The sequence below is a fragment of the Streptomyces sp. NPDC058195 genome, from assembly GCF_042883525.1.
Lineage (GTDB): Bacteria > Actinomycetota > Actinomycetes > Streptomycetales > Streptomycetaceae > Streptomyces.
The window spans coordinates 1-25,071 of sequence record NZ_JBHVVM010000049.1 but is presented as its reverse complement, the minus strand read 5'-3'; the positions used below and the strand labels follow the sequence as shown (position 1 = coordinate 25,071).

At 70.3% G+C, this 25,071-nt stretch carries 19 protein-coding genes and 1 pseudogene; 12 read left to right on the top strand and 8 right to left on the bottom strand.

Annotated features, from left to right (window positions below; all coding sequences use genetic code 11):
• Nucleotides 1-344: 344 nt before the first annotated feature.
• Nucleotides 345-1,529 carry a cytochrome P450 gene (locus tag ACFVWY_RS34495; RefSeq protein WP_389878887.1) on the bottom strand — a complete coding sequence of 395 codons (1,185 nt, stop codon included), beginning with the start codon at nt 1,527-1,529 and terminating at the stop codon, nt 345-347.
• A 536-nt stretch (nt 1,530-2,065) separates the two neighbouring features.
• Complete coding sequence (locus tag ACFVWY_RS34490; protein ID WP_389878886.1) at nt 2,066-2,386, bottom strand: hypothetical protein; 321 nt, start codon at nt 2,384-2,386, stop codon at nt 2,066-2,068.
• A gap of 275 nt (nt 2,387-2,661) precedes the next feature.
• On the opposite strand from ACFVWY_RS34490, the gene ACFVWY_RS34485 reads away from it, so the two are divergent.
• Complete coding sequence (locus ACFVWY_RS34485; RefSeq protein WP_389878885.1) at nt 2,662-3,402, top strand: class I SAM-dependent DNA methyltransferase; 741 nt, start codon at nt 2,662-2,664, stop codon at nt 3,400-3,402.
• Nucleotides 3,403-3,579: 177 nt separating this feature from the next.
• On the opposite strand, the gene ACFVWY_RS34480 is transcribed toward ACFVWY_RS34485, so the two are convergent.
• From ACFVWY_RS34480 to ACFVWY_RS34470, 3 genes are all read right to left on the bottom strand, one after another.
• Nucleotides 3,580-4,386 (bottom strand): phosphatase PAP2 family protein, encoded by an 807-nt coding sequence (locus ACFVWY_RS34480; protein ID WP_389878884.1) that lies wholly within the window; start codon nt 4,384-4,386, stop codon nt 3,580-3,582.
• A gap of 157 nt (nt 4,387-4,543) precedes the next feature.
• Nucleotides 4,544-5,506: a hypothetical protein gene (locus tag ACFVWY_RS34475; RefSeq protein WP_389878883.1), complete on the bottom strand. Its 963-nt coding sequence runs from the start codon at nt 5,504-5,506 to the stop codon at nt 4,544-4,546.
• Nucleotides 5,503-5,844, bottom strand: a complete 342-nt coding sequence (locus ACFVWY_RS34470) for a PadR family transcriptional regulator (protein ID WP_389878882.1) — start codon at nt 5,842-5,844, stop codon at nt 5,503-5,505. Before ACFVWY_RS34470 ends, ACFVWY_RS34475 begins: the two co-directional genes overlap by 4 nt.
• A gap of 392 nt (nt 5,845-6,236) precedes the next feature.
• Here ACFVWY_RS34470 and tap point away from each other — a divergent pair, with 392 nt between their 5' ends.
• The 5 genes from tap (at nt 6,237) to ACFVWY_RS34445 (ending at nt 12,342) form a co-directional block, all read left to right on the top strand.
• Nucleotides 6,237-8,462 (top strand): telomere-associated protein Tap, encoded by a 2,226-nt coding sequence (tap, locus tag ACFVWY_RS34465; RefSeq protein ID WP_389878881.1) that lies wholly within the window; start codon nt 6,237-6,239, stop codon nt 8,460-8,462.
• A gap of 9 nt (nt 8,463-8,471) precedes the next feature.
• On the top strand, nt 8,472-9,032 hold the full coding sequence (gene tpg / locus ACFVWY_RS34460) for a telomere-protecting terminal protein Tpg (protein ID WP_389878880.1): 561 nt from the start codon (nt 8,472-8,474) through the stop codon (nt 9,030-9,032).
• Nucleotides 9,033-9,505: 473 nt separating this feature from the next.
• Complete coding sequence (locus ACFVWY_RS34455; RefSeq protein ID WP_389878879.1) at nt 9,506-9,664, top strand: hypothetical protein; 159 nt, start codon at nt 9,506-9,508, stop codon at nt 9,662-9,664.
• Nucleotides 9,665-10,562: 898 nt separating this feature from the next.
• Nucleotides 10,563-11,258: a response regulator transcription factor gene (locus ACFVWY_RS34450; RefSeq protein ID WP_389878878.1), complete on the top strand. Its 696-nt coding sequence runs from the start codon at nt 10,563-10,565 to the stop codon at nt 11,256-11,258.
• On the top strand, nt 11,251-12,342 hold the full coding sequence (locus ACFVWY_RS34445) for a sensor histidine kinase (protein WP_389878877.1): 1,092 nt from the start codon (nt 11,251-11,253) through the stop codon (nt 12,340-12,342). Before ACFVWY_RS34450 ends, ACFVWY_RS34445 begins: the two co-directional genes overlap by 8 nt.
• 338 nt (nt 12,343-12,680) lie before the next feature.
• Here the strand turns inward: ACFVWY_RS34445 and ACFVWY_RS34440 are convergent, their stop codons facing one another.
• The gene (locus tag ACFVWY_RS34440; protein WP_389878876.1) at nt 12,681-12,866 is read right to left on the bottom strand and encodes a hypothetical protein; all 186 of its coding nucleotides are present in this window, start codon (nt 12,864-12,866) and stop codon (nt 12,681-12,683) included.
• Nucleotides 12,867-13,394: 528 nt separating this feature from the next.
• Here ACFVWY_RS34440 and ACFVWY_RS34435 point away from each other — a divergent pair.
• The 4 genes from ACFVWY_RS34435 to murF all read left to right on the top strand — a co-directional run bounded on the left by ACFVWY_RS34435 (nt 13,395) and on the right by murF (nt 17,576).
• On the top strand, nt 13,395-14,390 hold the full coding sequence (locus ACFVWY_RS34435; RefSeq protein WP_389878875.1) for a D-isomer specific 2-hydroxyacid dehydrogenase family protein: 996 nt from the start codon (nt 13,395-13,397) through the stop codon (nt 14,388-14,390).
• The gene (gene vanA, locus ACFVWY_RS34430) at nt 14,383-15,450 is read left to right on the top strand and encodes a D-alanine--(R)-lactate ligase (protein WP_389878874.1); all 1,068 of its coding nucleotides are present in this window, start codon (nt 14,383-14,385) and stop codon (nt 15,448-15,450) included. The genes ACFVWY_RS34435 and vanA overlap by 8 nt, the downstream gene beginning before the upstream one ends.
• Nucleotides 15,443-16,066 (top strand): D-Ala-D-Ala dipeptidase VanX, encoded by a 624-nt coding sequence (gene vanX, locus ACFVWY_RS34425; protein ID WP_389878873.1) that lies wholly within the window; start codon nt 15,443-15,445, stop codon nt 16,064-16,066. Before vanA ends, vanX begins: the two co-directional genes overlap by 8 nt.
• 148 nt (nt 16,067-16,214) lie before the next feature.
• The gene (gene murF, locus ACFVWY_RS34420; RefSeq protein ID WP_389878872.1) at nt 16,215-17,576 is read left to right on the top strand and encodes a UDP-N-acetylmuramoyl-tripeptide--D-alanyl-D-alanine ligase; all 1,362 of its coding nucleotides are present in this window, start codon (nt 16,215-16,217) and stop codon (nt 17,574-17,576) included.
• Between the two features lie 15 nt (nt 17,577-17,591).
• Here the strand turns inward: murF and ACFVWY_RS34415 are convergent, their stop codons facing one another.
• Nucleotides 17,592-18,746 carry a lipid II:glycine glycyltransferase FemX gene (locus tag ACFVWY_RS34415; RefSeq protein WP_389878871.1) on the bottom strand — a complete coding sequence of 385 codons (1,155 nt, stop codon included), beginning with the start codon at nt 18,744-18,746 and terminating at the stop codon, nt 17,592-17,594.
• Nucleotides 18,747-19,571: 825 nt separating this feature from the next.
• Between ACFVWY_RS34415 and ACFVWY_RS34410 the strand changes: the two genes are divergently transcribed.
• Nucleotides 19,572-20,630, top strand: coding sequence for a helix-turn-helix domain-containing protein (locus tag ACFVWY_RS34410; RefSeq protein WP_389878870.1), 1,059 nt, complete (start codon nt 19,572-19,574; stop codon nt 20,628-20,630).
• Nucleotides 20,631-20,759: 129 nt separating this feature from the next.
• Nucleotides 20,760-24,149: a S8 family serine peptidase gene (locus ACFVWY_RS34405; protein ID WP_389878869.1), complete on the top strand. Its 3,390-nt coding sequence runs from the start codon at nt 20,760-20,762 to the stop codon at nt 24,147-24,149.
• 110 nt (nt 24,150-24,259) lie between these two features.
• Here ACFVWY_RS34405 and ACFVWY_RS34400 read toward each other — a convergent pair.
• Nucleotides 24,260-24,984, bottom strand: a pseudogene (locus ACFVWY_RS34400) (IS5 family transposase); the annotation flags it as partial.
• Nucleotides 24,985-25,071 lie beyond the last annotated feature (87 nt).

Below are 25,071 nucleotides of genomic sequence, written 5' to 3'. Positions count from 1 at the left end.
CGACGCTCCGCGTCGGCTCCTTCCTCCGCCTTGCAGCTGCACGCACCAGCCCCCGCTCCCTGATCCAGCCTGATCCAAACGAAAGACCCTAGGTCGTCCCGATCCTGCCCGAGGGGCCGGGCTGGTGGTACGAGTCCAAGTACGACGGTTCTCCAGACATCGAGGCCCGTCTCATCTGGGTGCGCCCCGTCGCTGGCGGCAGTGGCGAGTGCGATGCGTACGCGGCGGCGTACAGGCCGCCCAGACGACCGGGTCTTTTGCAGGCCCAGGCGACGGCCAGGAGCCGCGCGCGGGTGCCCCCGTGTGCCTCCTGGCCATCGCCTGGGCACCTCAGCGGTCGTCCTTCACCAGGTCGCGGGGAGGTGGAGGGGGCTGCGGCTGATGGTGCCGCGCCGCCACACGATGTCGTCGGCGGTGACGGTGAGGCGCAGGGCGGGAAGCCGGTGGGCGAGGCGGTGGAGGGCGAGCTGGAGTTCGGCACGGGCGAGCCAGGTGCCCAGGCAGTAGTGGCGGCCCGCGCCGAAGACGAGCGAGGGCTTCGGCAAGGGGGTGAACAGGTCGTCGTGAGGGTTGCCGGGGAAGGCCGCCGGGTCGCGGTTGGCGGCGACACGGTCGGTCGTGACGAAGTCACCTGCACGGATCGTCATGCCCCCGAGCAGGGTGTCCGCGGTGGCGGCGAGGAGACGGCCGGGGCGTTCCTCATGGTCGTTGAGAGGAATCAGGTGGAGCAGGCGCTCGGTGAGGACTTCGGCGGCCTGCTCGTCGACGGCCAGCCGGGCCCAGGCCGCGGGCTGTTCGGTCAGCAGGTAGAGCAGGGCGTTGCTGAGCATGGTCATCGTGGTGTCGTGACCGCCGACGATCATGGTGGCGATGAGATTGACCAGCGCGGCCTCGGGGATGCCGCCCTCGCTGTCAGCCGCCCGGACGACGGAACTGACCACGTCGTCGCCGGGCGCGCCGCGCCGCTCGGCGATCAGCGCGGCGGCGAATCCGGTCAGTTCGCTTCGGGAGCGGTCGCCCGCTTCCGGCGTGACGGTGGGCCCGGCGAAGGCGTGTTCGGCCCAGTGCAGCAGCCGCTCGACGGGAACGCCGTCCACGGCCAGCAGCCGGTGAATCACCATGCAGGGCAGGGGCAGCGCGAAGCCGGTGACGAGATCGGCGGGCGCCCCCTTCTCGACGAGGCCGTCGAGAAGCTGGTCGACGGTCCCGGCCACCCACGGCCGCAGGTGCTCGACCGAGCGCGGCGTGAAGGCCCGGCCGACAGCACGCCGCAGGCGCAGGTGCGCGTCGCCGTCCTGCTGGCCGATGGCCTCACGGCTGTCCAGCAGGCTGGGGCTGTCGACGACCGGCGGCGTACCGGGAGCATGGACCGGTGAGCGCCCGAAGCGGGGATCGGTGAGGACCTGGTGCACGTCGTCGTACCGGGTGACGAGCCAGACGGGCGTGCCGTCCGGCAGTTCGGTGAGCCGGGGCGGCCCGGGAACCGGGAACTCCACCCGGTGCAGAGGGAGAGTACGGGCGACGGACACGGTGTTTCTCCTGATTCCTGCCACGACGACAGCCCGGAACAGCCGGGCACACCTTCACACCCGACAAACGACAACACCCCGGCCCAGGTCATTCTGGAACTTTCCGGAGGGGGACGTGAGTCCTCGGCACATGCGTGGCAGGCCGTACGCGGGCGTGGCAGGTCTTACGCGGGCGGGTGCGGCCAGGACACCCCGCCCGCGTACGGCCTGCCCCGCCCACCGCGGAATACGGGAACTGGGTCAGCGCACGCGGAGCCCCGGCCGGCCAGGACCGCTGGTTCAGCGGCCGTTCTGGTGCAGCGAGCTCTCAGGGCTGCAGCGCCGTCTTCGCTGGCAACGGCCCTGCCCGCCGGTCAGCACCCACGCCGGTCAGCACCCACGCCCCGACGGCGCCCGCTGAGGCGCGGAGCACTCGCGTGCTGCGCGCCAGGTGTCCGCTCCATCAGCTCCTGGCCGGATCGCCGCAGCCAGTCCGGCCAGGAGGGAAGCCATGTCAGAACTGTGTGACGGGCCATGACGGAAGCCGCTCCGACCGGTCACAGACCGGCCAGTCCTCCGGTCCTGTCCAGCACGGAGCCGAGCGCGTCCACCACGGCGTTGTGCTGCTTCGCACGCGCCGCCCGGTCCGCCGGGACCAGCCGCGCGGCGGCCTGCACGGCATAGGCGTCCGGGTCGCCGAAGGCGGTCCGCGGGTGCTCTCCTGTACCCGCGCAGTGCCCCGTGACGTCCTTGACCGCCTGGAGCACGACGGCCCGGTCCACGCCGGGCTGCATGGCCAGCCGCACCTGGAAACGCGCCATCCACTTCTCGCGGTCCTTCTCCCTCGCCATGTCCGTCTTCTGGTCCTTCTTCGGCACGTGCTCTCCCAGGTGATCGGTGTCCGTCCGTCCTGGGTTGGACGCCGTGGCATCGAAGTGGGTTGCGGGAGACGAGACTCTGGTGATGAGGGCAGCAGGTATGCGCATCGGCGCGCTCCAGTGGCTGGCTCACCGCGGGACTGGTGATCCGGAGTGAGGGGCGGTTCGGCCGAAGCCCTGGCAAGGCGACGAAGAGGTGTGGGCGATGCACGCCGCGCTGCGGAGAACTCAATTGTGTCGACAGCGCCTCTCCGTACCCGGCACAGTGGTCACCTGTGACGAGCAGTGAACTGTGGACCCGCGCGACCGCCGACCGCTACGACGCCGAGGAAGCCGAAGCGTCCTCGGCCGCCGTTCTCGGTCCGGCCCTCGCCTTCCTCGCGGAGCTCGCCGGAGACGGCCGGGCGCTGGAGTTCGCCATCGGGACCGGACGTGTGGGAGTCCCGCTCCGGGAACGCGGCGTGCCGGTGGTGGGCATCGAACTGTCCGAGCACATGGCAGCGGTGCTGCGGCGCAAGACCGATGAAGGCACCCTCCCGGTAGTCATCGGGGACATGGCCACCACCGTCGTTCCCGGCGGGTTCACCCTGGTCTACCTCGTCTACAACACCCTCACGAACCTGCTCACGCAGGACGAGCAGGTCGAGTGCTTCCGCAACGCCGCCCGGCATCTGGAGCCCGGCGGCCGGTTCGTCATCGAGCTCGGTGTACCGCCGCTGCGGCTCCTGCCCCCCGGCCAGGTCGCGGTGCCGTTCGACGTCTCCCAGCAGCATCTCGGCTTCGACACGTTCGACCTGGCCGAGCAGATGCTCGTCTCGCACCACTTCACCCGCGACGGCGACGACGGCCACTACCGCCGCGAGAACTCCCGGCACCGGTACGCCTGGCCGGCGGAGCTCGACCTGATGGCGCGGATCGCCGGGCTTGAGCTGGAACGTCGCCTTGCCGACTGGGACGGGTCTCCGTTCACCCAGGACTCCGCGAAGCATGTCTCCGTGTGGCGCAAGCCAGCCTGAGGCCGGCCACCGGGCCGTCAGCATGGCGGGCGTCATGGCGAAGCCCGCGCAGCGGGTCGGCCGTGGCCGCCACCGGACAGCCGTCCTGCTGCAGGGCGCGGGTCACCCGGCCCGGCTGGAGGCATCGGTGAACGCCTCCCGGGGCCGAGGGCCAGGGGCTCTCTCCCGCTGGCCATGTCACCCCCGAAGGCGCGGTTCTTCCGGCCTTCCGGCGCTCTTCACAGCGGTCCACCAGACCAGCACCGCGCACGCGAACGCCGCTGCCGCGAACACCAGCGGGCGCGCGAGGGCGTCTTCCCGCGCACTGCCCAGCACCGCGCCGATCGCGGCGACGGCCAGGGCCACGGCCGACAGCGCACCGGGACGCGCGCCGGCCGCCGGCCGGGAGGGCCGCGCGGTGAGCGGCATGGTGGACTGCGCGGCGGGCGGCAGCAGCCGGGTCGCCAGGGCGTGGCAGGCGCAGGCCAGCAGCGTCGCGCCGAGCGCGTCGCTCGGCCGGTGCCAGTAGAGGGCCTGGACGCCGCCAGCGGTGACCGCGAGCCACAGGGCACCGGCGCCGACGACGTACGGACGGGTGCGCGGGGACGCGACGAGCGCGGCACCGAGGGCCAGCCCCGCGGCGATGGCGACATGCCCGCTCGGGAAGCTCACCTCGGTGAGATGGCCCGGCGCGTGCACCAGATCGGGACGCGGCAGCACGGACCTCAGGGCTTCCGCCCCCACGAGCGAGACCACGACGACGCCGACCGCCGCACAGCCTTCGCGCCACTTGCGGCGTACGAGGGCGACCACGGCGATCAGCGCGATCCCGGCGGCGATGGTCGCGTACTCGGCGGTCAGCGGGGGCAGGCCCACCGACTCGTTCACGGCGAGGACGCGGGCCTGGTCGGCGTAGCCGACGACCAGGGAGTTCTCCGCCCTCTGTCCGGCCGGTGTACACACGGCCAGCAGGTAGACCGCCGCGAACGCCGCGAGAAACACCACGGCCGCCGTCGGCGGTGTCCGGCGCGCCCGGCGGGGCGAAGGCTCCTCCACTCCCCTCGCAAGGCCGCGTACATCCGGACGGTACTGCGATTCGCTCGTCATCTCGTTCCTGTGTTCCTGGATCTGTGCAGGGGGCGTACGCGCGGCTTCCACGCCGCTACCGGAGGCGGCTGCCACCGCGCCTGTCCCACGCGGTGACAGCCAGCACCGGGGCCGTGGCGGACAGGACGAGGACGACGGACGCGAGCGGCAGATGCCGGATGTCCAGGGGGATCGACCCGCTCAGCATCGCGTGGGCCCGGACGACCGCGAACGCGGCAACGGGGACCGACCACCGGTAGTCGCCGGTGACGGCCGTCGCCCACCACGCGGTGAGCAGCGCGGCGGCTTCGAGGACGAACTGGCCCCGCTGGAACCACGGATCGTTCGAGACGAGATGCAGGCCCCCGGCAAGGAACAGGGCGCCCGCGAGCGGGACGAGCCAGCAGCAGGAGCGGCGGCGCAGCCGGCCGGGCCGGCTCGCCGCCAGCGCCGCGCAGGCGACGAACAGCGTCGCCGACAGAACCAGGTCGCTGACCAGGATCGGCGCGGCCAGCCCGTAGTAGCCCGTGCCCACCACGCCCTCGCTGTCGAAGAACGCCGAACTCCCCAGCGCGGCACCGCTGCAGACCATCGCCGCCGACGCCGGGAGCGCGATCCACGGCTTGCCTCGCAGCAGCGCGACCACGCAGACCAGCGGGAGCAGGCCGTACGGCAGCATCCGGGTACGGGTGCCCGGCCCCTGCGCCCAGGGGTACCAGCCCGCGTGGTGGAAGCCGATGGCCCGGCCGCCCGGGTCGACCCGCAGCGCCCAGTCCCACACGTCCTGCAGATACGGCACGAGTGCCAGCGCGGCGAGGACGAGGGCGGCCAGGTGGATACCGTCCAGCCACCATGGGCGGGCCGGGTCGTCGCAGACGGCCCGCACCCGCGCCCGCGCCCCGCCGCGCAGCAGGGCGGCGACCTCGCGCGGCGGCGGCCAGGCGCGGCCGGGGTACGCCTCAGCCAGGCAGGCCAGCAGTTCGGCCCCGGACCGCTCGCGGTGGCTCCTGGGGTACGTGGCGAGCAGCAGGCGGTTCACGGGTGGGCCGCCCCGAGGCTGCCCAGACGTCCGGTGACCACGGCGGCCGCCTGCCGCATCCGCTGCGCCTCCTGCGCGAGCGTGCGGGTGCCGTCCTGGGTGAGCCGGTAGTACCGGCGCGGCCGTCCGTCCACGACCTCCTCGCGGTCGGCGGCCACCAGTCCGGACCGCTCCATCCGTTCCAGCGCCCCGTACAGGGTGCCGACGGCGAGCTTGAGCCGGCCGTCGGTGGCCTGCTCGGTGGCCTTGATGATGCCGTAGCCGTGCAGCGGCCCGTCGAGAAGGGCCGCGAGGATGAAGTACTGCGGCTCGGTCAGGGCCGGCTGACGTTTTCTCATAGCCGCACCATATATCGACCGTCGAAGTATGTGACGATGGCGGCGGACCGGCCCTGGGGCACTCCGCGAGGGGACGCCGTCACACCTCGGCCCACTCCAGCGCCGGGCCGCTGTTGTGCGCCCTGGTGTTCCGCCGCCGCCAGCGGGTGCCTGCGTCGAACCCGCCCGACTCCCCCGCTAACCCCCACTCGTGCCGCCGGTGACCCCGGTTCGGTTTTCTCCCGGCGCCAAGGCTCACCTTTCGGTGGGGCCGCTCAGTCTTCGCTGAGACAGGTCACGAGGAGGGCCACGCGGCGCTGGTCGATGGGGCATCACCAGGAGAGCGCGCTTCGTACGCGTAATGTACGTGCAACGTACGGTTCGCGGGATAGGGTTCAGTCAGGAGGTGTTCCATGTCCGAGTTGTTCGATGCGGTAGACGCTCTGCTCGCGTCCCGCGCGGTCCTGCCGCCGCCGACGGAGCGCAAGCGGCTGCGTACCGCCCACGGTCTGACGATCGATGAGGTGTCGGGCGCGCTGGGGGTGCGCCGGGCCACGGTGTCCGCCTGGGAGTCCGGCAAGACCGAGCCCCGCCCGCCGGAGCGCGACGCGTACGCCCGGCTGCTGGACGGACTCGCGAAGCTCTACCCGGCCCCGGTGCCCGCCACGTGCACCAGCGCCCCGGACCCGACAAAAGCCCGGTCTTTGCCCACGGGCGAGGCATCCCAGGCCCCGGCCATGACCGCAACCGAGAACACCCAGACCCCCGCCCCGGCTCCCGTCACCGCTGCTCAGGCCGCCGCGCCCCGCCCGGCGCGCACCACCAGGCCGACGTCTACGTCGCGCCGCCCGGCGGCGAAGAGGGCGGCCCCGGCCGGAACCCCGGCGGGCGGCACCGACCCGCGGTTCGAGAACGGCCCGCTGGCGGTCCTGGACGTCGAGAACGACGGCACGGTGTTGGCGTACTGCACCGGCGGCCTGGTCCTGGACGTCCCCGCCAAGTCCCTGCCGTCCCTGGCCGACTGGACGCTCAAGGAGGCGAAGCTTGGTCAGCCAAGGCTCGCCGGCCCCGGCAAGGACGGCGACCCGCTGCTCGTGCTCACCGAGGCCGCGCTGGCGCGTTACGGCCTCCCGGCTGCCCTCACGGAGGAGGAGCGGCTCGCCGGGCGCCTGCCGGAGGGCCACAAGGCCATCAAGCAGCTGGTCCGCGCGGAGTGGAAGCTGACCAAGCGCGGGTTCGGGCCGTGGGCGCGCGTCTACCGCCCGGCGACCGGTTCGGAGCGGGCCTGCGTGCAGCTGTGCATCCCGTCCTGGAACGCGCTGGACACCCGGCACTGGGGAGAGGCCGGACACCTCCCGCCAGCCGAACTCGCCCGCGTCCTGGGCGCGTACGCCTCCCGGGTCATGACGCCGCGCGGCTCCGCCGCCGTGACCGGCCTGGAGCTGATGACCGCGCTGCACCCGGCGACCCGCGCCTCCGAGCCGGACGCCGACGGCAAACGGCACTCCGAACACAACCCCGGCTCGCTGGGCAAGGACGCCATCGACCCGGTGAACTGGCCGCCGTGCGAGGTTCCCGACGGCCACCCGGTCCTCAGGGACTTGCCGCGGTTCCACGTGCGCGGACCGGCGGAGAAGCTGTTCGAGGAGGCGTACGACTGGGCGCGGCCGATGACCGACGACGAATGCATGCGCCGCCACCTGGTCGGCATCGACGTCAACATGGCCTTCGCCGCTGGAGCGAACGGCCTGAACGTCGGCCTCGGCGAGGCGACGCACGTCATGAACCCGCTGTTCGACCCGAAGCTGCCCGGCTCCTGGCTGGTTGACCTGTCCCACATCGACCTGTCGAAGGTGAAGGCCGGCAAGGACAAGTGGGCGGAGCTGGACGGCAGCCTGCTGCCGAGCCCGTTCACGCCGAAGGGCGAGACTCCGACCGGACCGGCCTGGTACGCGACGCCCACCGTCGCCTACGCGGTGGAGTTGGGCTACGAGGTGCGCCCGGCCGAGGCGTGGGTGCGGTACGAGAGCGGCCGGTACCTGGACGGCTGGTACAACCGGTTGCGCGACGCCTACCTCGCCACGATGGCCGACCTCGGCGTCGACGCCGACCTGTCGCCCGAGGACTTCCTCGCGGCCATGGACGGCCACAAGGCCCGCGATCCGGAGCTGGCGATCGTCGTCTCGGCGGTCAAGGCGACAGTGAAGGGCGGCCTGGGCAAGCTGCGCGAGCGGTCCCGGGGCGAGGGCTGGCGGCCGGGCGAGCCGTGGCGGGCCCTGTCCCGTCCGACGTGGCGGCCGGACATCCGGGCGGCGGTCATCTCCCGCACCCGCATCAACCTCCACCGCAAGATCGTCAAGCACGCGGCGTTCACCGGCCAGTACCCCGTCGCGGTCCTGTCCGACTGCGTCGTCTACGCCGCGGACGGACCGGGCCCGCTGGACTTCCTGCCCTACCGGGAAGGCAAGCCGCTGCCCGGCGGCTTCAAGCTCGGCGTCAACCCCGGCCTGGTCAAGCACGAGGGCACCCAGACCGTCCTGTGGGGCGAGGAGGTCCGCGACCAGTTCGACGCGCCGGAGCTCAATCTGGCCCGGTACATCAAGGACGGCACCGTCACCGACTCCGACAACGGCGAGTAGGGGAGCGCGATGGCCAAGGAGTTCGGGGAAGGTCTGGACAACGCGGTGCAGAAGGCGTTCACCCGCCCGGCGCCCAAGTCCGCGGGCCCTCAGATGCGGTATCTCGTCAAGCAGCTCGGGGGAACCAAACCGGTCGCCCAGATGCTGCGGGTCTCCCAGCGCACCGTCGAGCGGTACGTGAAGGACCAGATCAAAAGGCCCCGCCCGGACCTCGCCGCCCGCATGGACCGCGAGGTCAAGGCCCGGTGGCAGCCGCAGATCCGGGCCAAGGCCCGCCAGAAGGCCGCGACGACCGACGGCATCGTCATCGACGTCCACGCCCGCATGGGCTACACCGCACCCATCGGGTCGACGGACCAGGACCGCATCCGGCACCTCACCGTCGCCCTGCCCCCGCAGCACGCCGGCCGCCTCCTCGACGCCCAGCAGCAGGGCGCGGACGAGGACCGGCTGCGCGAGCTGGCCGCCGACGCCCTTCGCGAGGTGTACTTCCAGGACAGCGGCCGCCGCGCCGGCTCCCTGGAAGAGGTGCACATCAACGACGTGATGAGCCTTGAGTTCGAGCTGTAGCAGCCATACCCCAAACAGCTTGCGGGCCCCGGACCGTCCTGGTCCGGGGCCCGCTCGCATAACGTGCTGATTCTCCGCACCCTCATTACCGGGATGAAGACGCGCGCGGCGACGTCCTCCGGCTCCATCGGAGCGAGCGGTGCGGTGACGGTTTTCTCGGGCATGACGAGCTTGTCCCGGGTCTGGCGTCGGCGGGCGGCCGTCGCTGCTGCGGTTTGGCCGGGGGAGGAGGTCACGATGCCTCCGCGTCATCGTCGCCGTGGCGGACGCCGGTGTCCCCGTGGTTCTCGTGGCGGGCGAGCTCGTGTGCGCGGCCATCGACCTCACCCGCAAATCCACCCCGGCCGAAGGCGGCTTCCGCACCTTCCCACCCGTCGTCGACGGCGACGCCTGCCCCTGGAACATGGACTGCCGGCCGTACAGAGATGTGCCGCTGGTCTGGGCCGGGCCAACGAGAATCGTTGGAGGCCCCGGTGCCTGCACCTCCCCGGAATTCGGCAAGTCAGCCGGACGAAACCACGGACGACACCGACTGGCACGCCTGCATCGACGGCCCCGCCCAGGGCCCGCTCGGCTACTGCACCGGCACCGATGCCCCGTTCACGGCGACGGCCGAGAAGACCAACGCATAGCTGAGGCACGAGCCGAGCAGGACGATCCCGGCCCGGAGAGTGCCTCCCAAGGCCGTCGAGACCTGCTGCTGGCTCTGTTCACGTCGCAGAGCAGCGCTTCGACAGCAGTGGAACTCGTGAACAAAGCCAGCCGCCAGGCCGACGCCTCCCACGCGGCCGCACTGCACCGGACCCGCGGAACGCGCGGCAAGGGAGGCCGGGAGGGCAGCTGCGGTCCCACAGCCGACACCGCTGGGCAGGACCGCATGGGGAGGGAAGAGCGCCACCAGCACCTGCGACGAGTTCGGTCTCCGGCGCGTGACGCGCCACTGACACACCCCAGTTGCTGGGCATCCGGTTACCCGGCGGCGGCTCCCGATACGCGAGCCCTCCCGGGAGCCGACTGCTTCCTGCGCAGGGATGGCACTGCCCAGCGGACCGTGTCGTAGCCCTCGGCATCGCACCACCCGGACCAGAGCACAATGGCCAGTTGCTCCCATGCGAACCTCCGCTCGGACAGCCAGTTGTCCGGCACCGGCTCGGAGGGATAGCCGACCTCCCACTGGAAGGGCCCACGGAGCGTTCCAGTCGCGGGTCCAGGGCCATGGCAAGCGCCGTAGCCGCAGCGGCGTGGCCGTCGGCAACCGGCTCCTTCCAGGCGTGCGTCCAGGAACGCGGCAATGGCGGCGAAGTCCTCCGGGATGAGTTGGCCGACAGCGAGCGCCGGGGTGGTGACCATCCCCGTGAAGATCGTTTCCGCGAGTGAGGACCACTCGGTGCAGGTCACGGCCCCGAATGCCTTCCTGGGATACTTGTTGAAGGCGGTCGCGAGGCACCGATAGACGGTGGCACGGTGCTGTCGGCGCGTATGCGTTTTCTGATACGCGGACGATATGTGCCCGCTCGTAACATCGAGAGTATGCGTGTGTTGATCGTCGAGGACGAACCCTATATGGCGGAAGCCATCCGCGATGGCCTGCGCCTGGAAGCGATCGCGGCCGACCTCGCGGGCGACGGCGACAGCGCCCTGGAAATGCTGAGCATCAACAGATACGACATCGCCGTCCTTGACCGCGATATCCCCGGCCCTTCCGGTGACGAGATCGCCAAACGCATCGTCGCCTCGGGCAGCGGCATGCCGATCCTCATGCTGACCGCGGCCGACCGCCTCGACGACAAGGCTTCCGGCTTCGGACTCGGCGCCGACGACTACCTCACGAAACCGTTCGAACTGCAGGAACTCGTCCTCAGGCTCCGGGCACTCGACCGCAGGCGTGCCCACAGCCGGCCTCCGGTCCGTGAGATCGCAGGGCTGCGGCTTGACCCGTTCCGACGCGAGGTCTACCGGGACGGCCGCTACGTCGCGCTGACACGCAAGCAGTTCGCCGTACTCGAGGTCATCATCGCCGCCGAGGGCGGTGTCGTCAGCGCCGAGGAACTTCTGGAGCGCGCGTGGGATGAGAACGCCGATCCGTTCACCAACGCTGTCCGGATCACCGTCTCAGCACTGCGCAAGCGTCTCGGTGAGCCATGGATTATCGCCACGGTCTCCGGCGTCGGCTACCGAATCGACGCACAGCCGCAGGCCGGAGACGTGGGAGAAAACCATGGATAGAGCGCCTGGATTGAGTGTCCGCCTCAAGCTCACCCTCAGCTACGCCGGATTCCTCATGCTCGCCGGTGCGTTGGCGCTCGCCGTCACAGGAGTGTTCCTCCTGCAACAGGGGTGGTTGCAGACCAACGAAGAAGGGGCATGGAAAAGTAACCCGGTCATCGACTTCGTGCAGGGTTTCGCACCAACGGCAGCCGCAGTAATGGTGTCCCTCCTCGTATTCGGCCTCCTGGGAGGATGGATCCTCGCCGGTCGTATGCTCGCCCCCCTGGCGCGCATCACCAACGCCACCCGCACGGCCGCTACGGGATCGCTCTCGCACCGTATCCAGATGACGGGCCGCCAGGACGAGTTCCGCGAGCTTGCCGACGCCTTCGACGCGATGCTCGCACGGCTTGAAGCACACGTCGCCGAGCAGCAGAGATTCGCGGCAAACGCCTCGCACGAACTACGCACTCCGCTGGCCATCTCGAAGTCACTCCTCGACGTGGCCCGCACCGATCCATCACACGACACCGGCGAAGTCCTCAACCGCCTCCAAGCTGTCAACACCCGAGCGATCGACCTCACTGAAGCGTTGCTCTTGCTCAGCCAAGCCAACCAGCGATCCTTCACCCGAGAACAGGTCGACCTGTCCCTCATGGCGGAAGAAGCCACCGAAACGCTGCTCCCCCTCGCGGAAAGGAACGGCGTTACCATCGAGACCCGCGGCGACATCACCCCCGCGAGCGGATCGCCGGCGCTCCTGCTGCAACTGACCATGAACCTCGTGCACAACGCGATCGTCCACAATCTGTCTGAACAGGGCAGGGTGTGGGTCACCACCGGAGTCCATTCCGGCACCGTGATACTCACGGTTGAAAACACCGGCGAGAAACTGCCTCCACGCCTGGTCTCGACGCTCACCGAACCATTCCAGAGGGGCACCGAGCGCATCCACGCCAACCAGACGGGCGTCGGCCTCGGCTTGGCCATCGTCACAACCATCGCTCGCGCACACGACGGCACCCTCACCCTCACCCCGCGCGACACCGGCGGCTTGCGCATCACGGTGGAACTGCCCGCACGCACGTCCCCGCGGTCGTGATACGCGCCCCGTCGGCCATGCGGGTGGCGCGGCCGTGTCGACGCACGCCAGGATCTGCCGAATGTCCCACGCGTGCTGCGCGGCATCGTGAGCATTCTTGTTCGCCACGTCCTCAGCGCGCAGGCTGTCCGTGCCGTGGCTGACGTGCCCGTTCCATCCTTCCGGATGCGCTCGTCGCCCCGGCGTCTCGACCTGGTCCATGGTGTCGTCCGGCGTCAGGGGGCGGCATGGACGCGCGGCGTCTCACACTCGACACTGAAGCAACCGCCCTCCGCACCCGGCGAGCGCGCAGGCGCGCGCCTCCAGCTGTAGGACGTACTCAGTGACGCGTGGCAGGGTCACGAGATCGACGTCGGAAGGGGTGAGGCCTGCGGCGCGAACTTGTCGGGTTCGTGCCGGTACACCGCACGCCTACTCTCCGGCACCGGGTCGGCCCCGGTGAGCGGGGCGCGGCGCTCCACCTGCGCCCAGAGGTCCGGCACGGCGACGTTGAGCACCAGCTCGGGCGTACGGCGAGGTTGCACGGCGTCCGGCTCGCATCGCCAAGGCCAAGGACCACGTTCTGGCCCAGGACCCAAGCGGAGGAGATCGGGGCGATGTTAGCGGTTTCGTCGTCGTTCTCGGTGGTCAACAGGACCACGGGCATGCCGAAGTACAGGATGCTCTCGGCCGGATCGCACGGTGGGTTTCGTGCCTCGTAGGCCAGGACGCTGAGATCAGGGCCCCTCGGCAGGCGTCGAAGCGCCACCCGCCGACTATGGCCGGGTGACCAGCACCGACACCTTCACGAGAGGCCCTAGTCTCCTTGGGTGCCCTCCCGGCGGACCGCACCAACGCCGCCATATACCTAGCGCTCGACGGCCACGCCAGGACGGCAGCCGGCATGGCCCGGCTTGCCGGGGTGGCGCCGTCCATCGCGAACAGCCACCGCGACCGGCTGGTGGCCTGCTCGGCGAACACCGCGCGGGCCGGCAAAGCGGGCCGACAACGTATCGGCAGCGTATCGAAAACTGCATACGCATCGGCAACACTCCGTTCCCTTGAATGGAGGCATGACATACAGCGAACCAGTGGGAATCACCGCTTTCGGATGCGGGCGGGACGAAGCCGCACGGTTCCGGGAGCTGGCACCCCGATTCGGAGTGACGCCGACAGTCACAGAATCTGCGGTGTCGGAAAACAACGTCCACCTGGCATCCGGAAACCGGTGCATCAGCGTCGGACATAAGACCCGGATCACCCCGGCGACAATTCGTGCGCTGAGCCGAGCCGGCGTCTCCTACATCTCCACAAGAAGCATCGGGTACGACCATATCGACGTGGATTATGCGGGCCGCGTCGGTATTTCTGTCGGGAACGTCTATTATTCCCCCGACAGTGTCGCCGACTACACGGTGATGATGCTGCTGATGGCGGTGCGCCACGCCAAGTCGACTGTCCGCCGTGCAGATGTGCACGACTACCGGCTGCACGACGTACAGGGGAAAGATCTGCGCGACCTGACCGTCGGCGTGGTCGGAACGGGGCGCATCGGCACGGCCGTCATGGAAAGGCTCCGCGTCTTCGGATGCCGGATATTAGCGTACGGAAATCGTGCCGGTGAATCCGGTGAATCCGGTGATCCCGGCGGTGAGGTGTCGCTCGATGAATTGCTGAGGTCGAGCGACGTTGTCACGCTCCATGCGCCGCTCAACGCCGAGACGCACCACCTCCTCGACCGTGAACGCATCCAGCGGATGAAACCCGGCGCGTTCGTGGTCAATACCGGGCGCGGTGCCCTCATCGACACCACCGCGCTGGTCGCGGCGCTGGAGGACGGGCGCCTGGGCGGTGTCGCCCTCGACGTCGTCGAGGGCGAGGAAGGCGTGTTCTACGCCGACCGGCGGAACGCACCCATCGACAGCAAGCCACTGCTGCGGCTGCAGGAGATGCCGAATGCGTTCATCAGTCCGCACACCGCGTATTACACGGACCGCGCCCTGAGCGACATGGTCGAGAACTCGATCGCCAACTGCCTGGAATTCGAAAGCAGGAATCAGCATGTCTGAGGCCAAGCTTCAGTTAGGAATCCTCTTCGGCGGCTGCTCGGAGGAATACCTCATCTCTATCAAGTCCGCGCAGGAGATCGCGCGGAACCTCGACCTGGATAGATATGAGCCGTACTTCATCGGGATCACGCGCAACGGTGCCTGGAAACTCTGCGAGGGCCCCGCCGCGGACTGGGAGAGCGGCGCATACCGGACCGCCGTGCTGTCCCCGGACCGCGGCGTGCGCGGACTGCTCGTCCTCGACCAGGGGAAGTACGAGACGATCGGCCTGGATGTCGTGGTGCCCGTCCTGCACGGCAAGCTCGGGGAGGACGGCGCGGTCCAGGGCCTGCTCGAGCTGTCCGGAATCCCGTACGTGGGCTGTGACGTCCAGAGTTCCGTGCTGGGCATGGACAAGTCCCTCGCCTATGTTGTCGCCGCTGGCGCCGGAATTGCCACGCCGAATTTCTGGACGGTCGCGGAGGGCGAGAGCATCGACGCCGATCGGCTCACCTATCCCGTCTTCGTGAAGCCGGCCCGCTCGGGATCGTCCTTCGGGGTCAGCAAGGTGGCGAACGCGGAAGAACTGCCGGCCGCGCTGGACGTCGCCCGGCGGTACGACACGAAAGTCCTGGTCGAGGAGGCAGTCGTCGGCAGCGAGGTTGGATGCGCCATCCTGGGCGGCGGAACGGACCTGACCGCGGGAGAAGTCGACCGCATCGCCCTGTCCCACGGATTTTTCCGGATTCACCAGGAGGACGAACCCGAGACCGGCTCCGACAATTCGACACCGATCGTCCCCGCCGATATTCCGGCTGAATCCCGGGCACGCGTCCAGGAAGTGGCGAAGGCCGTCTACCGCGCCCTGGGCTGCGGCGGACTCGCCCGCGTGGACCTGTTCCTCAAGGACGACGGACAGGTCGTCCTCAACGAGGTCAATACATTCCCCGGCATGACCTCGTACAGCCGATATCCGAGGATGATGGCCGCCGCCGGGTTTCCGCTGCCCGAAGTGATCGACCGCCTGGTGACCGGGACGCTCGCCCGGCCCCTGACTCCGACGGAGCAGGCCGATGCGTAACGACTTCGTCTTCATAGACGATTTCATACCCGGGATCCGCTGGGACGCCAAGTACGCCACCTGGGACAACTTCACCGGAAAACCGGTCAACGGATACCTGGCCAATCGCATCGTCGGCACTAGGGCCTTGTGTGCGGCACTGCAGAGCGTGCGAGAAGAGGCGGCCTCGCACGGATTCGGCCTCCTTCTCTGGGATGGCTACCGCCCGCAACGTGCCGTGGATTCTTTCCTGCGCTGGTCGGAGCAGCCGGAGGACGGCCGCACCAAACACCGCCACTACCCCAGTATCGACCGGCCCGAGATGTTCGAGAACGGATACGTGGCCGCCAAGTCGGGCCACAGCCGCGGCAGTACCGTCGACCTGACGCTGTACCACCTGGACAGCGGCGGCCTCGCTGCCATGGACGGCGACCACGACCTGATGGACCCGATCTCGCACCACGGAGCGGAAGGAATCTCGCGCGCCGCGGCGGACAACCGCAGGCGTCTCCGCTCCATCATGGAGACCAGCGGATTCAGCTCCTACGCGTGCGAATGGTGGCATTACACGCTCAAGGACGAGCCCTACCCGGACACCTATTTCGACTTCCCCATCACACAGGTGAGCCTGGGATGAATACGGCGAGGCTCCGGTGGTCCGGCCGGAGCCTCGCCGTCCCCGGACGCCGAACGGAGAAAGCGAGCCCCCCAGAGCCCACCACCTATCGCTGGCATATCGAGAACCGCATACGCGCCGACAACACCCCGCCGCCTTCCCTGGAGCCATGACTCAGAGCCAGCCATCCCCCGCCCCGCACCCCCTCTCCCTCGCCGAGATCGCCGCGCTCGTCGGCGGCCGGGTCTCAGGTGACGCGACCGTCACAGTGAGTGCGCCAGCCGTACTCGACAGCAGGCACGGCGAACCGGGCGGTCTCTTCGTCGCCATGGTCGGTGAGCGCGTCGACGGCCACGACTACGCTGGCCACACCCGTGCGACCGCCGTGCTCGGTTCACGGCCGACACCCCTCCCCACAGTCGTCGTCGACGACGTACCGGCCGCACTGCAGACACTCGCCGCCCACGCCGTGGCCCGGCTGCGCGAGCGGCTGACCGTCGTCGCGGTGACGGGCTCGCAGGGCAAGACCAGCACCAAGGACCTGCTGTCTGCGGTCCTTTCGGGCGCCGGGCCGACCGTCGCCACACACGGTTCGTACAACAACGAACTCGGCGTGCCCCTGACCATGCTGCGCGCCGACACGCACACCCACTTTCTCGCCCTCGAAATGGGCGCCCGCCACCTCGGCGACATAGCCCACCTCACCGGCTTGGTCGCACCCGACATCGCGGTCGTGCTCAACGTCGGCCAGGCCCACATCGGGGAGTTCGGCTCGCGCGAGGCCATCGCAAGGACCAAGGGCGAACTCGTGCGCGGCCTCGCACCCGGCGCCACCGCCGTCCTCAGCGCCGACGACCCCCGCGTCGTCGCGATGCGCGCGCTGACCGACGGACCGGTCCTGACCTTCGGCCGCGCCGAACACGCCGACGTGCGTGTCCAGGACCTGGTCCTCGACCGCCTGGGCCGGGCGGCCTTCACGCTGCGCACCTCCGGCGCCTCGGCCCGTGTCGCGCTGCCATTCGCAGGCGCCCACCAGGCACTCAACGCGGCAGCCGCCGCCGCGGCGGGACTCGTGGCTGGCATCCCCCTGCTCACCTCGGCGGTGGCCCTCAGCACCGCCTCGCTGTCCAGGTGGCGCATGGAGCGCCGCACCCTGGCCTGCGGCGCGACCCTGCTCAACGACTCCTACAACGCCAACCCCGACTCCACCCGAGCCGCCCTGGACACGCTCGCCGCGATCGCGGGCCGGCGCCGCATCGCCGTACTCGGCGCGATGCTCGAACTTGGCGCCGACAGCGAGACCGAACACCGGGCAGTGGGCGAGTACGCAGCCGCACGCGCCGACCTGGTGGCCGTCATCGGCGAAACCGCCCGTCCCGTCGCCGACGCCGCGGGGGAGCGGGCAGTCGCGTTCACCGACAACCAAGCAGCCGCCGCCTGGCTGCGCGAGAGCCTCACCAGCGGCGACGTCGTCCTCGTCAAGGCGTCGCGCGGCGCCCGCCTCGACGAGGTGGCTGCCGCACTCGGGTAACCGTGCGGCGCGGGCTCAGCGCCTGCGCCGACGCATATACAGGTCGAAGGCGCGGTAGACCAGCGGTCGCAGCGGCAGATCCCATTCCCCGACGTACCGCACCGCCCGCCCCCCGGTGCCGACCTTGAACCGGATCAGGCCCACATGCGGATCAGCGGCGTCGAGCGTCGGCGTGATGCCCCGCAGGTCGTACACGTCGCAGCCCGCCGCCAGGGCGTCACGGATCATCGCCCACTGGCACGCGTTGGAACCCCGCACCTCACGTTTGGCCGTCGAGGAGGCACCGTACGAGTACCAGGCGTGTCCGCCGACCCGCACCAGGATCGTCGCGGCCACCAACTCGCTCTCGTGGCGTGCCAGATAGAGCGCGATCCGCCCGGGATCCTCGGCGCTCAACTCCGCGAACATCGTCTCGAAGTACGCCAGCTGCCGCGGCGTGAATCCATCGCGTGCGGCGGTTTCCACGTAGAGCTCGTGGAACGCCGCGAGGTCCGACGCGGCACCGACAGTGACCTCGACCCCCGCCTTCGCGGCCTTCTTGATGTTGCGGCGCCACTGCTGGTTCATGGCCTTCAGGACGTCGTCCTCGGACCTTCCCACCAGCGGCACCTCATACGTGAACTGCGGCTGCCCAGCCCCGAAGCCGTCCTCAGGGCTCTGCGGCAGCCAGCCGGCCGCCCGGAGCCGTCGGCTCACCCCGGCACCAGCCGGATCAACGTGCCCGTCGGGGAGTCTGGTGAGCCGACGCACCCCCGGATCGGCCACGCCGTCCTTGACCTGCACCGCATCCCAGGTGTGCGTCCGCACCGGCGGGCACAGCCGGATCGCGAACGCGCCACGGGCCTTGAGATATGCCGCCAGCGGGTCGAGCCACGCACCGATGTCCCCGGACCAGTCGATGTCAGGACCCCACGGCACATACGCAAGCGTGAACCGCGACAGCCCCGGCACCGGCCGGTGAAGGACAAGCCCCGCCCCCACAAGCCGCCCGCCGTCGAACCAACCGAGCGACTCACTGCGCCACTCCGTCTTCACCCGCCCCCATGCCGGGGTCTGCGCAAAGTTCACCGACCGCCGCGCCCGCACGAAGGCCAGGTGCTCGGCGTCGCTGACCGGCGCGACGGTCAGCGTCACAGAGGGGGACAGGGGTGCTGGTTCGCGGTAGGACATGGCGCCAGTCAATTCGGCCCTGTGTTGCCAGTGCGTATCCGCTTTTCAATACGCTGACGATATGCGCCGCTCGGGCGCTCCGCGCCTGTCACAGATCGTGCTGCTCACCGGTCCGGCGCCACAGCCGCGCGCACCGAACCGCCCAGGCCGGACACGGCCCCGGCCACCGCGTGCCTGGCACCCGACCCCGCCGACCAGCTCACCGCGAAGGAGCTGACCGCCGCATGGTGACCCTGCGCGCACTGGCCCCCGGCGCCGCCCCCGACCTCACCCGCATCCACAGCGGCGCGTCCCTGGTGCCTCCGCAGGATGGCGAACTGCCGGAGGGGCAGGCGCGTTGCGCCGCCGGACTGATCGCCTTGGACGACAGACTTCGCGCCGTGCCGTTGAGGAAGAGCAGCGGTAGCGCGTGCCCCCGTCGGACAGGAGGGAGTCACAGGGCGTTCCAGCGCTCGTTGCCGTCCAGGCCGCAGACACGAGCAGCCCGAGAAGCCACACCGCGGACCCGGACAGGGCACCGAGGAGCGGCACCAGGAAGGCCACCGACAGCACGCCGATCACCACCTCCGCGTTGCGCGGCGGCTCGGCGACCTCGACGTCCCGTGCCCCGTTGTCAGCCGCAGAAGTCCGCGCATCTGTCTGTACGTCAGGCAGGTCCGGCCGTCGGCGAGCCGCGCCCCGCCGGGGCCCGTACCGGTGGCGGCCACTGGGTCACCCGTCCCGATACGCGGAGGACGGCGGGCGGGGGCGGTGTTCCGGCTGTGGGATAGGGTCCACCCGAACTGCTCCGAGGCAGACACAGCGGGCCGCCCGAGGAGGAGCCGGATGCTGAAGTCATTGGGACTGGGACTGGCCGAGGAGAGCGTCTACACGGCCCTGCTGGCCCGCCCGACGGCCTCCGCGGAGGAACTCGCCCGGCAGACCGGACTCGATGAGGCCGGGACCGGTCACGTCCTGGGCGACCTGGTGGCACGTGGCCTGGTGGCGGTCGCCACCGAGACCGGGAGCGGGGCACCGGCCGACGGCGGGCCCGCCCGCTACCGGCTCACGCCGCCCTCGGTGGCCCTGGCGCCGTTCCTCGTCGAGCAGCGCAACGCACTGCACCGGGCCGAGGCCGCGTTCGCGATGCTGACCGAGCAGTACCGCAGTACCGCCGCGCACCCCGCGGGCAGCGTCGTGGAGGTGGTCGTCGGCGTCGAGCAGGTCGCGCACCGCTTCCACCAACTGCAGCGCGGCGCCCAGCAGGAGTTGCTCGTCTTCCTCGTCGGCGATCCCATCGCGGTACCGCGCGAGGACACCGACCTGTCGGAGAGTTCCGCGCTGGACCGCGGCGTCGACTTCCGGGTCGTGGCCGCGAGGGACTACCTCGACGGTCCCGACGTGGCGCAGGACGTGCGGGAAGGCGTCACGGCCGGTGTCCAACTGCGTCTGGCCGACTCCTTGCCGCTGAAGATGGTCGTGTCGGACCGGGAACGCGCCATGGTGCCCCTGGACATGTCCGACTGCGGCGGCGAGCCGAGCGCCATCGTGGTGCACCGCAGCGGCCTGCTGACCGCCCTGGTCCATCTCTTCGAGATGATATGGGCCCAGGCCCGGCCGCTCTACACCACCACCACGGGTGTGCACACCCAGCCGCCGACCGACCGGTATCCGACCGAGGAGGAACTGGAGGTCCTGGCCCTGCTGCTGGCCGGCGTCTCCGACCGGCGGACCGCCGCCCAACTCGGCGTCTCCATACGTACCGTGGAGCGCAGGACACGCCGCCTGATGGACCTCGCCGGAGCGGATTCGCGGCTCCAGCTCGGATGGCACGCCGCGCGCGCGGGCTGGCTCCGGCCTCCGGCCGGCCTTCTTCAGGAAGATCATCCGGGCGAACATCGCTGATGGGCACGACCGTGTGACGGAAAACCGACATGCGGGCAACCCGTCAGGCGCGGCACTCCTACGCGTTCCACATGTCTGCCAGGCTGCACCGGCAGCACGGCATGTTCATGGTTTCGAGTGGGGAGATTCATGCGCTCCATAACGCGTACAGCCCTGGGTGCGGCAATCGCCGCCGCCCTGGCCGTCACCGGGGTCGCGCCTTCCGGTGCGACGGAGACACCACCCGGCGGTGCCTCCGGGAAGAGGCCCGTCGTCGGCAGCGGGGCGGCGGCGAAGAACGGCAGGCAGACGACGGTCACGCTCGTCACCGGTGACAAGGTGCAGGTGACCACGGACGCGGCGGGGCGCAGCTCCGCCGCCGTGCTGCCCCGCGAGGACGGCACACGGCCGACGGTCCAGACCTACCAGAGGGGCAAGGACCTCTACGTCTTTCCCGACGACGCCGTCCGGGCGATCGCCGAGGGCAAGGCCGACGAGCAGCTGTTCAACGTCACCGGGCTCATCCGCCAGGGATACGACGACGCGCACACCGGCACACTGCCGCTCATTGCCACCTACCGCGACGGCGTGGACGTCGCGAAGAGCGCTCCACCGGCTCCTCGCGGCTCCGAACGGGGCCTGAGCCTCCCGGCGGTCGACGGTGTCGCGCTCAGGACGGGAAAGAAGACCGCCGCCGCCTTCTGGCGGGACGTCACCGACACCCGCTCACGCGCCGCCTCGGCACTGAAGAAGCTGTGGCTGGACGGCAAGACCGAGGCCACACTGGACCGATCCACCGCGCAGGTGCACGCGCCGGAGGCGTGGAAGGCCGGTTACGACGGCAAGGGCACCAAGGTCGCCGTGCTGGACACGGGTGTGGACGCCGGACACCCGGACCTGGTGAACCGGGTCGCCGAGGCCAAGAACTTCACGGACTCGCGGGACACCGAGGACCGGGTGGGGCACGGCACCCACACCGCCTCCACGGTCGGCGGGTCCGGAGCGGCCGACGACGGCCGCAAGAAGGGGGTCGCCCCCGGTACCTCCCTGCTCATCGGCAAGGTTCTCGACGACCACGGCTCCGGCCTGGACTCCTGGATCATCGCGGGCATGCAGTGGGCCGTCGACCAGAAGGCCGATGTCGTCTCCATGAGCCTGGGCAACCCCAGGATCGGCGACTGCACCGATCCGATGGCCGAGGCCACGAAGAAGCTGGCGCGGAACAGCCACACACTGTTCGTCGTCGCCGCAGGCAATGCCGGTCCGGGCACCGAGACCGTCTCCTCGCCCGGTTGTGTACCCGAGGTGCTGACCGTGGGCGCCGTCGACCGGGACGACACCACCGCCCCGTTCTCCAGCCGCGGACCGGTGGCCGTCACCCACACGCTCAAGCCCGAGATAGCCGCCCCCGGCGTCGACATCTCGGCCGCCAGCGCGGGCGGCCGCGGCGTCTACGCCTACCGCTCGATGTCCGGCACCTCCATGGCCACCCCGCATGTCGCGGGTGCCGCGGCCGTCGTCCGCCAGGCCCACCCGGACTGGACCGCGCAACAGATCAAGGCAGCCCTGGTCTCCTCGTCCCGCACCGGCGGCAACGTCGCCGGCGCGGACCAGACCGGCGGTGGCGTCCTCGACGTGTTCGGCGCGGTGAACCAGAAGGTGTTCTCCGTGCCCGCCGTCCAGGCCGGCAGCTACAACTGGCCGCAGGACGCCTCCGACCGCACCACCGTGCAGGTGCCCTTCACCAACACCGGCGACCGCGACGTCACCCTGAACCTGAAGGTCGGCGGGGTACACGGCAACGACGGCAGCGAGGTCGCCTCCGGCATCGTCGGGCTCGCGGCCGGCAAGGTGCGGGTTCCGGCGGGGGCCACCGTCCGGGTGCCGCTGCGGATCGACCCCACCGCCCGCCTGAAGGACGCCCAGTACGGTGCGGTCACCGGCCGGATCCTGGCCACCGGCGGCGATGTGCACGTCTCCGTGCCCGTCACGCTCCACGTCCAGCCGGAGACGGTCACGCTCCGGGTCAAACTCATCGACCGCGAGGGCAGGCCGGCGACCGGCACCTCCTCGCTGGACCTGGCCGCCCTCGACATCGACAAGGGCGAGCGCCGCATCAACTCGGGCGCCGCCGAGCAGACGTACCGCGTGCGCCCCGGCGCCTACTCCCTCAGCGCCTTCGTGACGACGCACGGAGCGGACAAGGCGTCCGGATCGCTCAGTTATCTCGGGAACCCGCAGCTGCGGATCACCCGTGACACCACCGTCGTCCTCGACGCCCGCAAGGCCCACCGGGTGAGCGTGCGCACCGACCGGCCCTCGACGGTGAACAGCACCACGCTCAGCTACGCCCGCACGTGGGACGACACCTGGCAGATATCCGCCTCGGTCACGGCCGACAGCACCATCCAGGAGTTCTACGCGGACATCGACGGACGCGCCCGGACCGGCACCTATGAGTTCCGGTCCAGCTGGCGCGCGACCGGCTCCGAGGGCGACTCGTCCTACGTCTACAACCTGTCGTACCCGATCCGGGGGCCGCTCCACTCCGACCAGGTCCACCGGCCCAGGGACGCCGAGCTGGCCCGGGTCGCCGAAACCTGGAACGCCCTGGGCAAGGAGGGCGACTACCTCGACGCGCTCTTCGTCCGCCCCGCCGGGAGCGTCGGCGACTACCTTCCGGTGAGCCCGTACGGCGTGGTCCACGTCCCCGGCACCCGCACCGCCTACTACACGACCGGCGACGACGCCTGGTACCACGGCGCGATGACCAGCTTCCCGTTCGCCGCGTTCATGGGCGACCAGGAGCGCACGTACCGGAAGGGACAGCGCGGCGCCGAGGAGTGGTACGGCGGTCCCATGCGGCCGGCCGCCGTACGTGACGCCGACGGCAAGCGGCAACTGGCCGGCGAGCGGCAGGGCGACCTGATCGGTTTCCAGACCGCGCTCTGGCTCGACGGCTCCGGTGACCACTGGACCTACGGGGGGTCCTTCGGTGATCTGGGCAAGCTGGTGCTGAAGCGCAACGGCGAGCAGATCGCCACCCGAGTCGATCCGTACGGCGTGTTCACCGTGCCGGACGAGGACTCCGCGTACGAACTCACCCAGATCCTGGACAAGATCCCGTCCGCGGACCGCAACTGGCTCCGCTCCACCGCCGTCACCACCTCCTGGAGCTTCCGCTCCCACCGGGAGCCGGACGTCTACTCGCGCGGTCTGCCGCTCCTCTTCCCCGCGTACGACGCGCCGGTGGACGGTCTGAACACCCTGCCCGCGCGGGGTGGAGTCGGGATCGGCCTGTCGGCCGAGGGCCATGCCGGGTACACCCCGGGCGCAGTCGAGGAGGCCACGCTGTCCTACTCCTACGACGGCGGCACCACCTGGACCCAGGCGCCGACCGAGCGGCGGGACGGTGACTGGACGGCCGTCCTCGACCTCACCGGTGCCTCCGGCAAGCAGGTCATGACCAAGACCACCCTCAAGGACGCCAACGGCAACGCGGTCACCCAGACCATCACCCGCGCCTACGACGTTCGCTGACCGCACGGTCCGGCCGGGCGGGTCTCCGACGACGGGAGGCCCGCCCGGTCGGCATGTACATGGGCACGCGCACTCATGTGTGGTGACGGGCGGCTCCATGAGACTGCGCCGATGGCAAGAGCTGCCGCGGTCGCGGTGCCGAGGTAGACGTAGCCGCGCTTGTCGTAGCGTGTGGCGACCGCCCGGAACTGTTTCAGGCGGTTGATCGCTCGCTCGACAGTGTTGCGCATTCTGTAGCGGCCCTCGTCGAAGCCGGGTGCACGCCCGCCGCGTGAGCCTTTGCGTAGGCGGGCGGCCTGGCTGTCGGTCTTCTCCGGGATCGTGTGCCGGATTCCCCGCCGCCGCAGGTACTCGCGGATGAGGCCGTTGCTGTAGGCCCTGTCGGCCGCAAGGCTGTCTGGCTTCTTGCGTGGTCGTCCCAGGCCAGGTCTGGGCACTCGGATCTTCTCCAGAACCGGCTTGAACTGGGTGCAGTCCGCCCGCTGACCTGGTGTGACGACCAGGGACAGTGGGCGGCAGCGACCGTCCGCGCTCAGGTGGAGCTTGCTGGTGAACCCGCCGCGCGAGCGGCCCAGGCCCTCGCCTCCCGCACCACCTCCACCAGGCGGGCGACCAGGCTCTGCCACGGCGTCTCGTCCTGGTGTTCCACCTCGTCGGCCCCCTTTGACACGGGTGCCGGTGGCGGGTCGGTGCGGGCGCCGGCCGCGTGCTGATGCGCCCGGACGATGGTGGAGTCGACCGAGATGTTCCAGTCGATCTCGCCCGCCGCGTCGGCTGCGGCCTGGACCTGCTGGAGCAGTCGCTCCCACGTGCCGTCAGCGGACCAGAGCCGGTGTGAAGTAGGCCGCCGGCGAGGTGCTCGTGGTGAGAGCCCTTTTCCGACGGCCCCTTCCCGAACGGTGCGGGCTAGTTTCCCAGCACA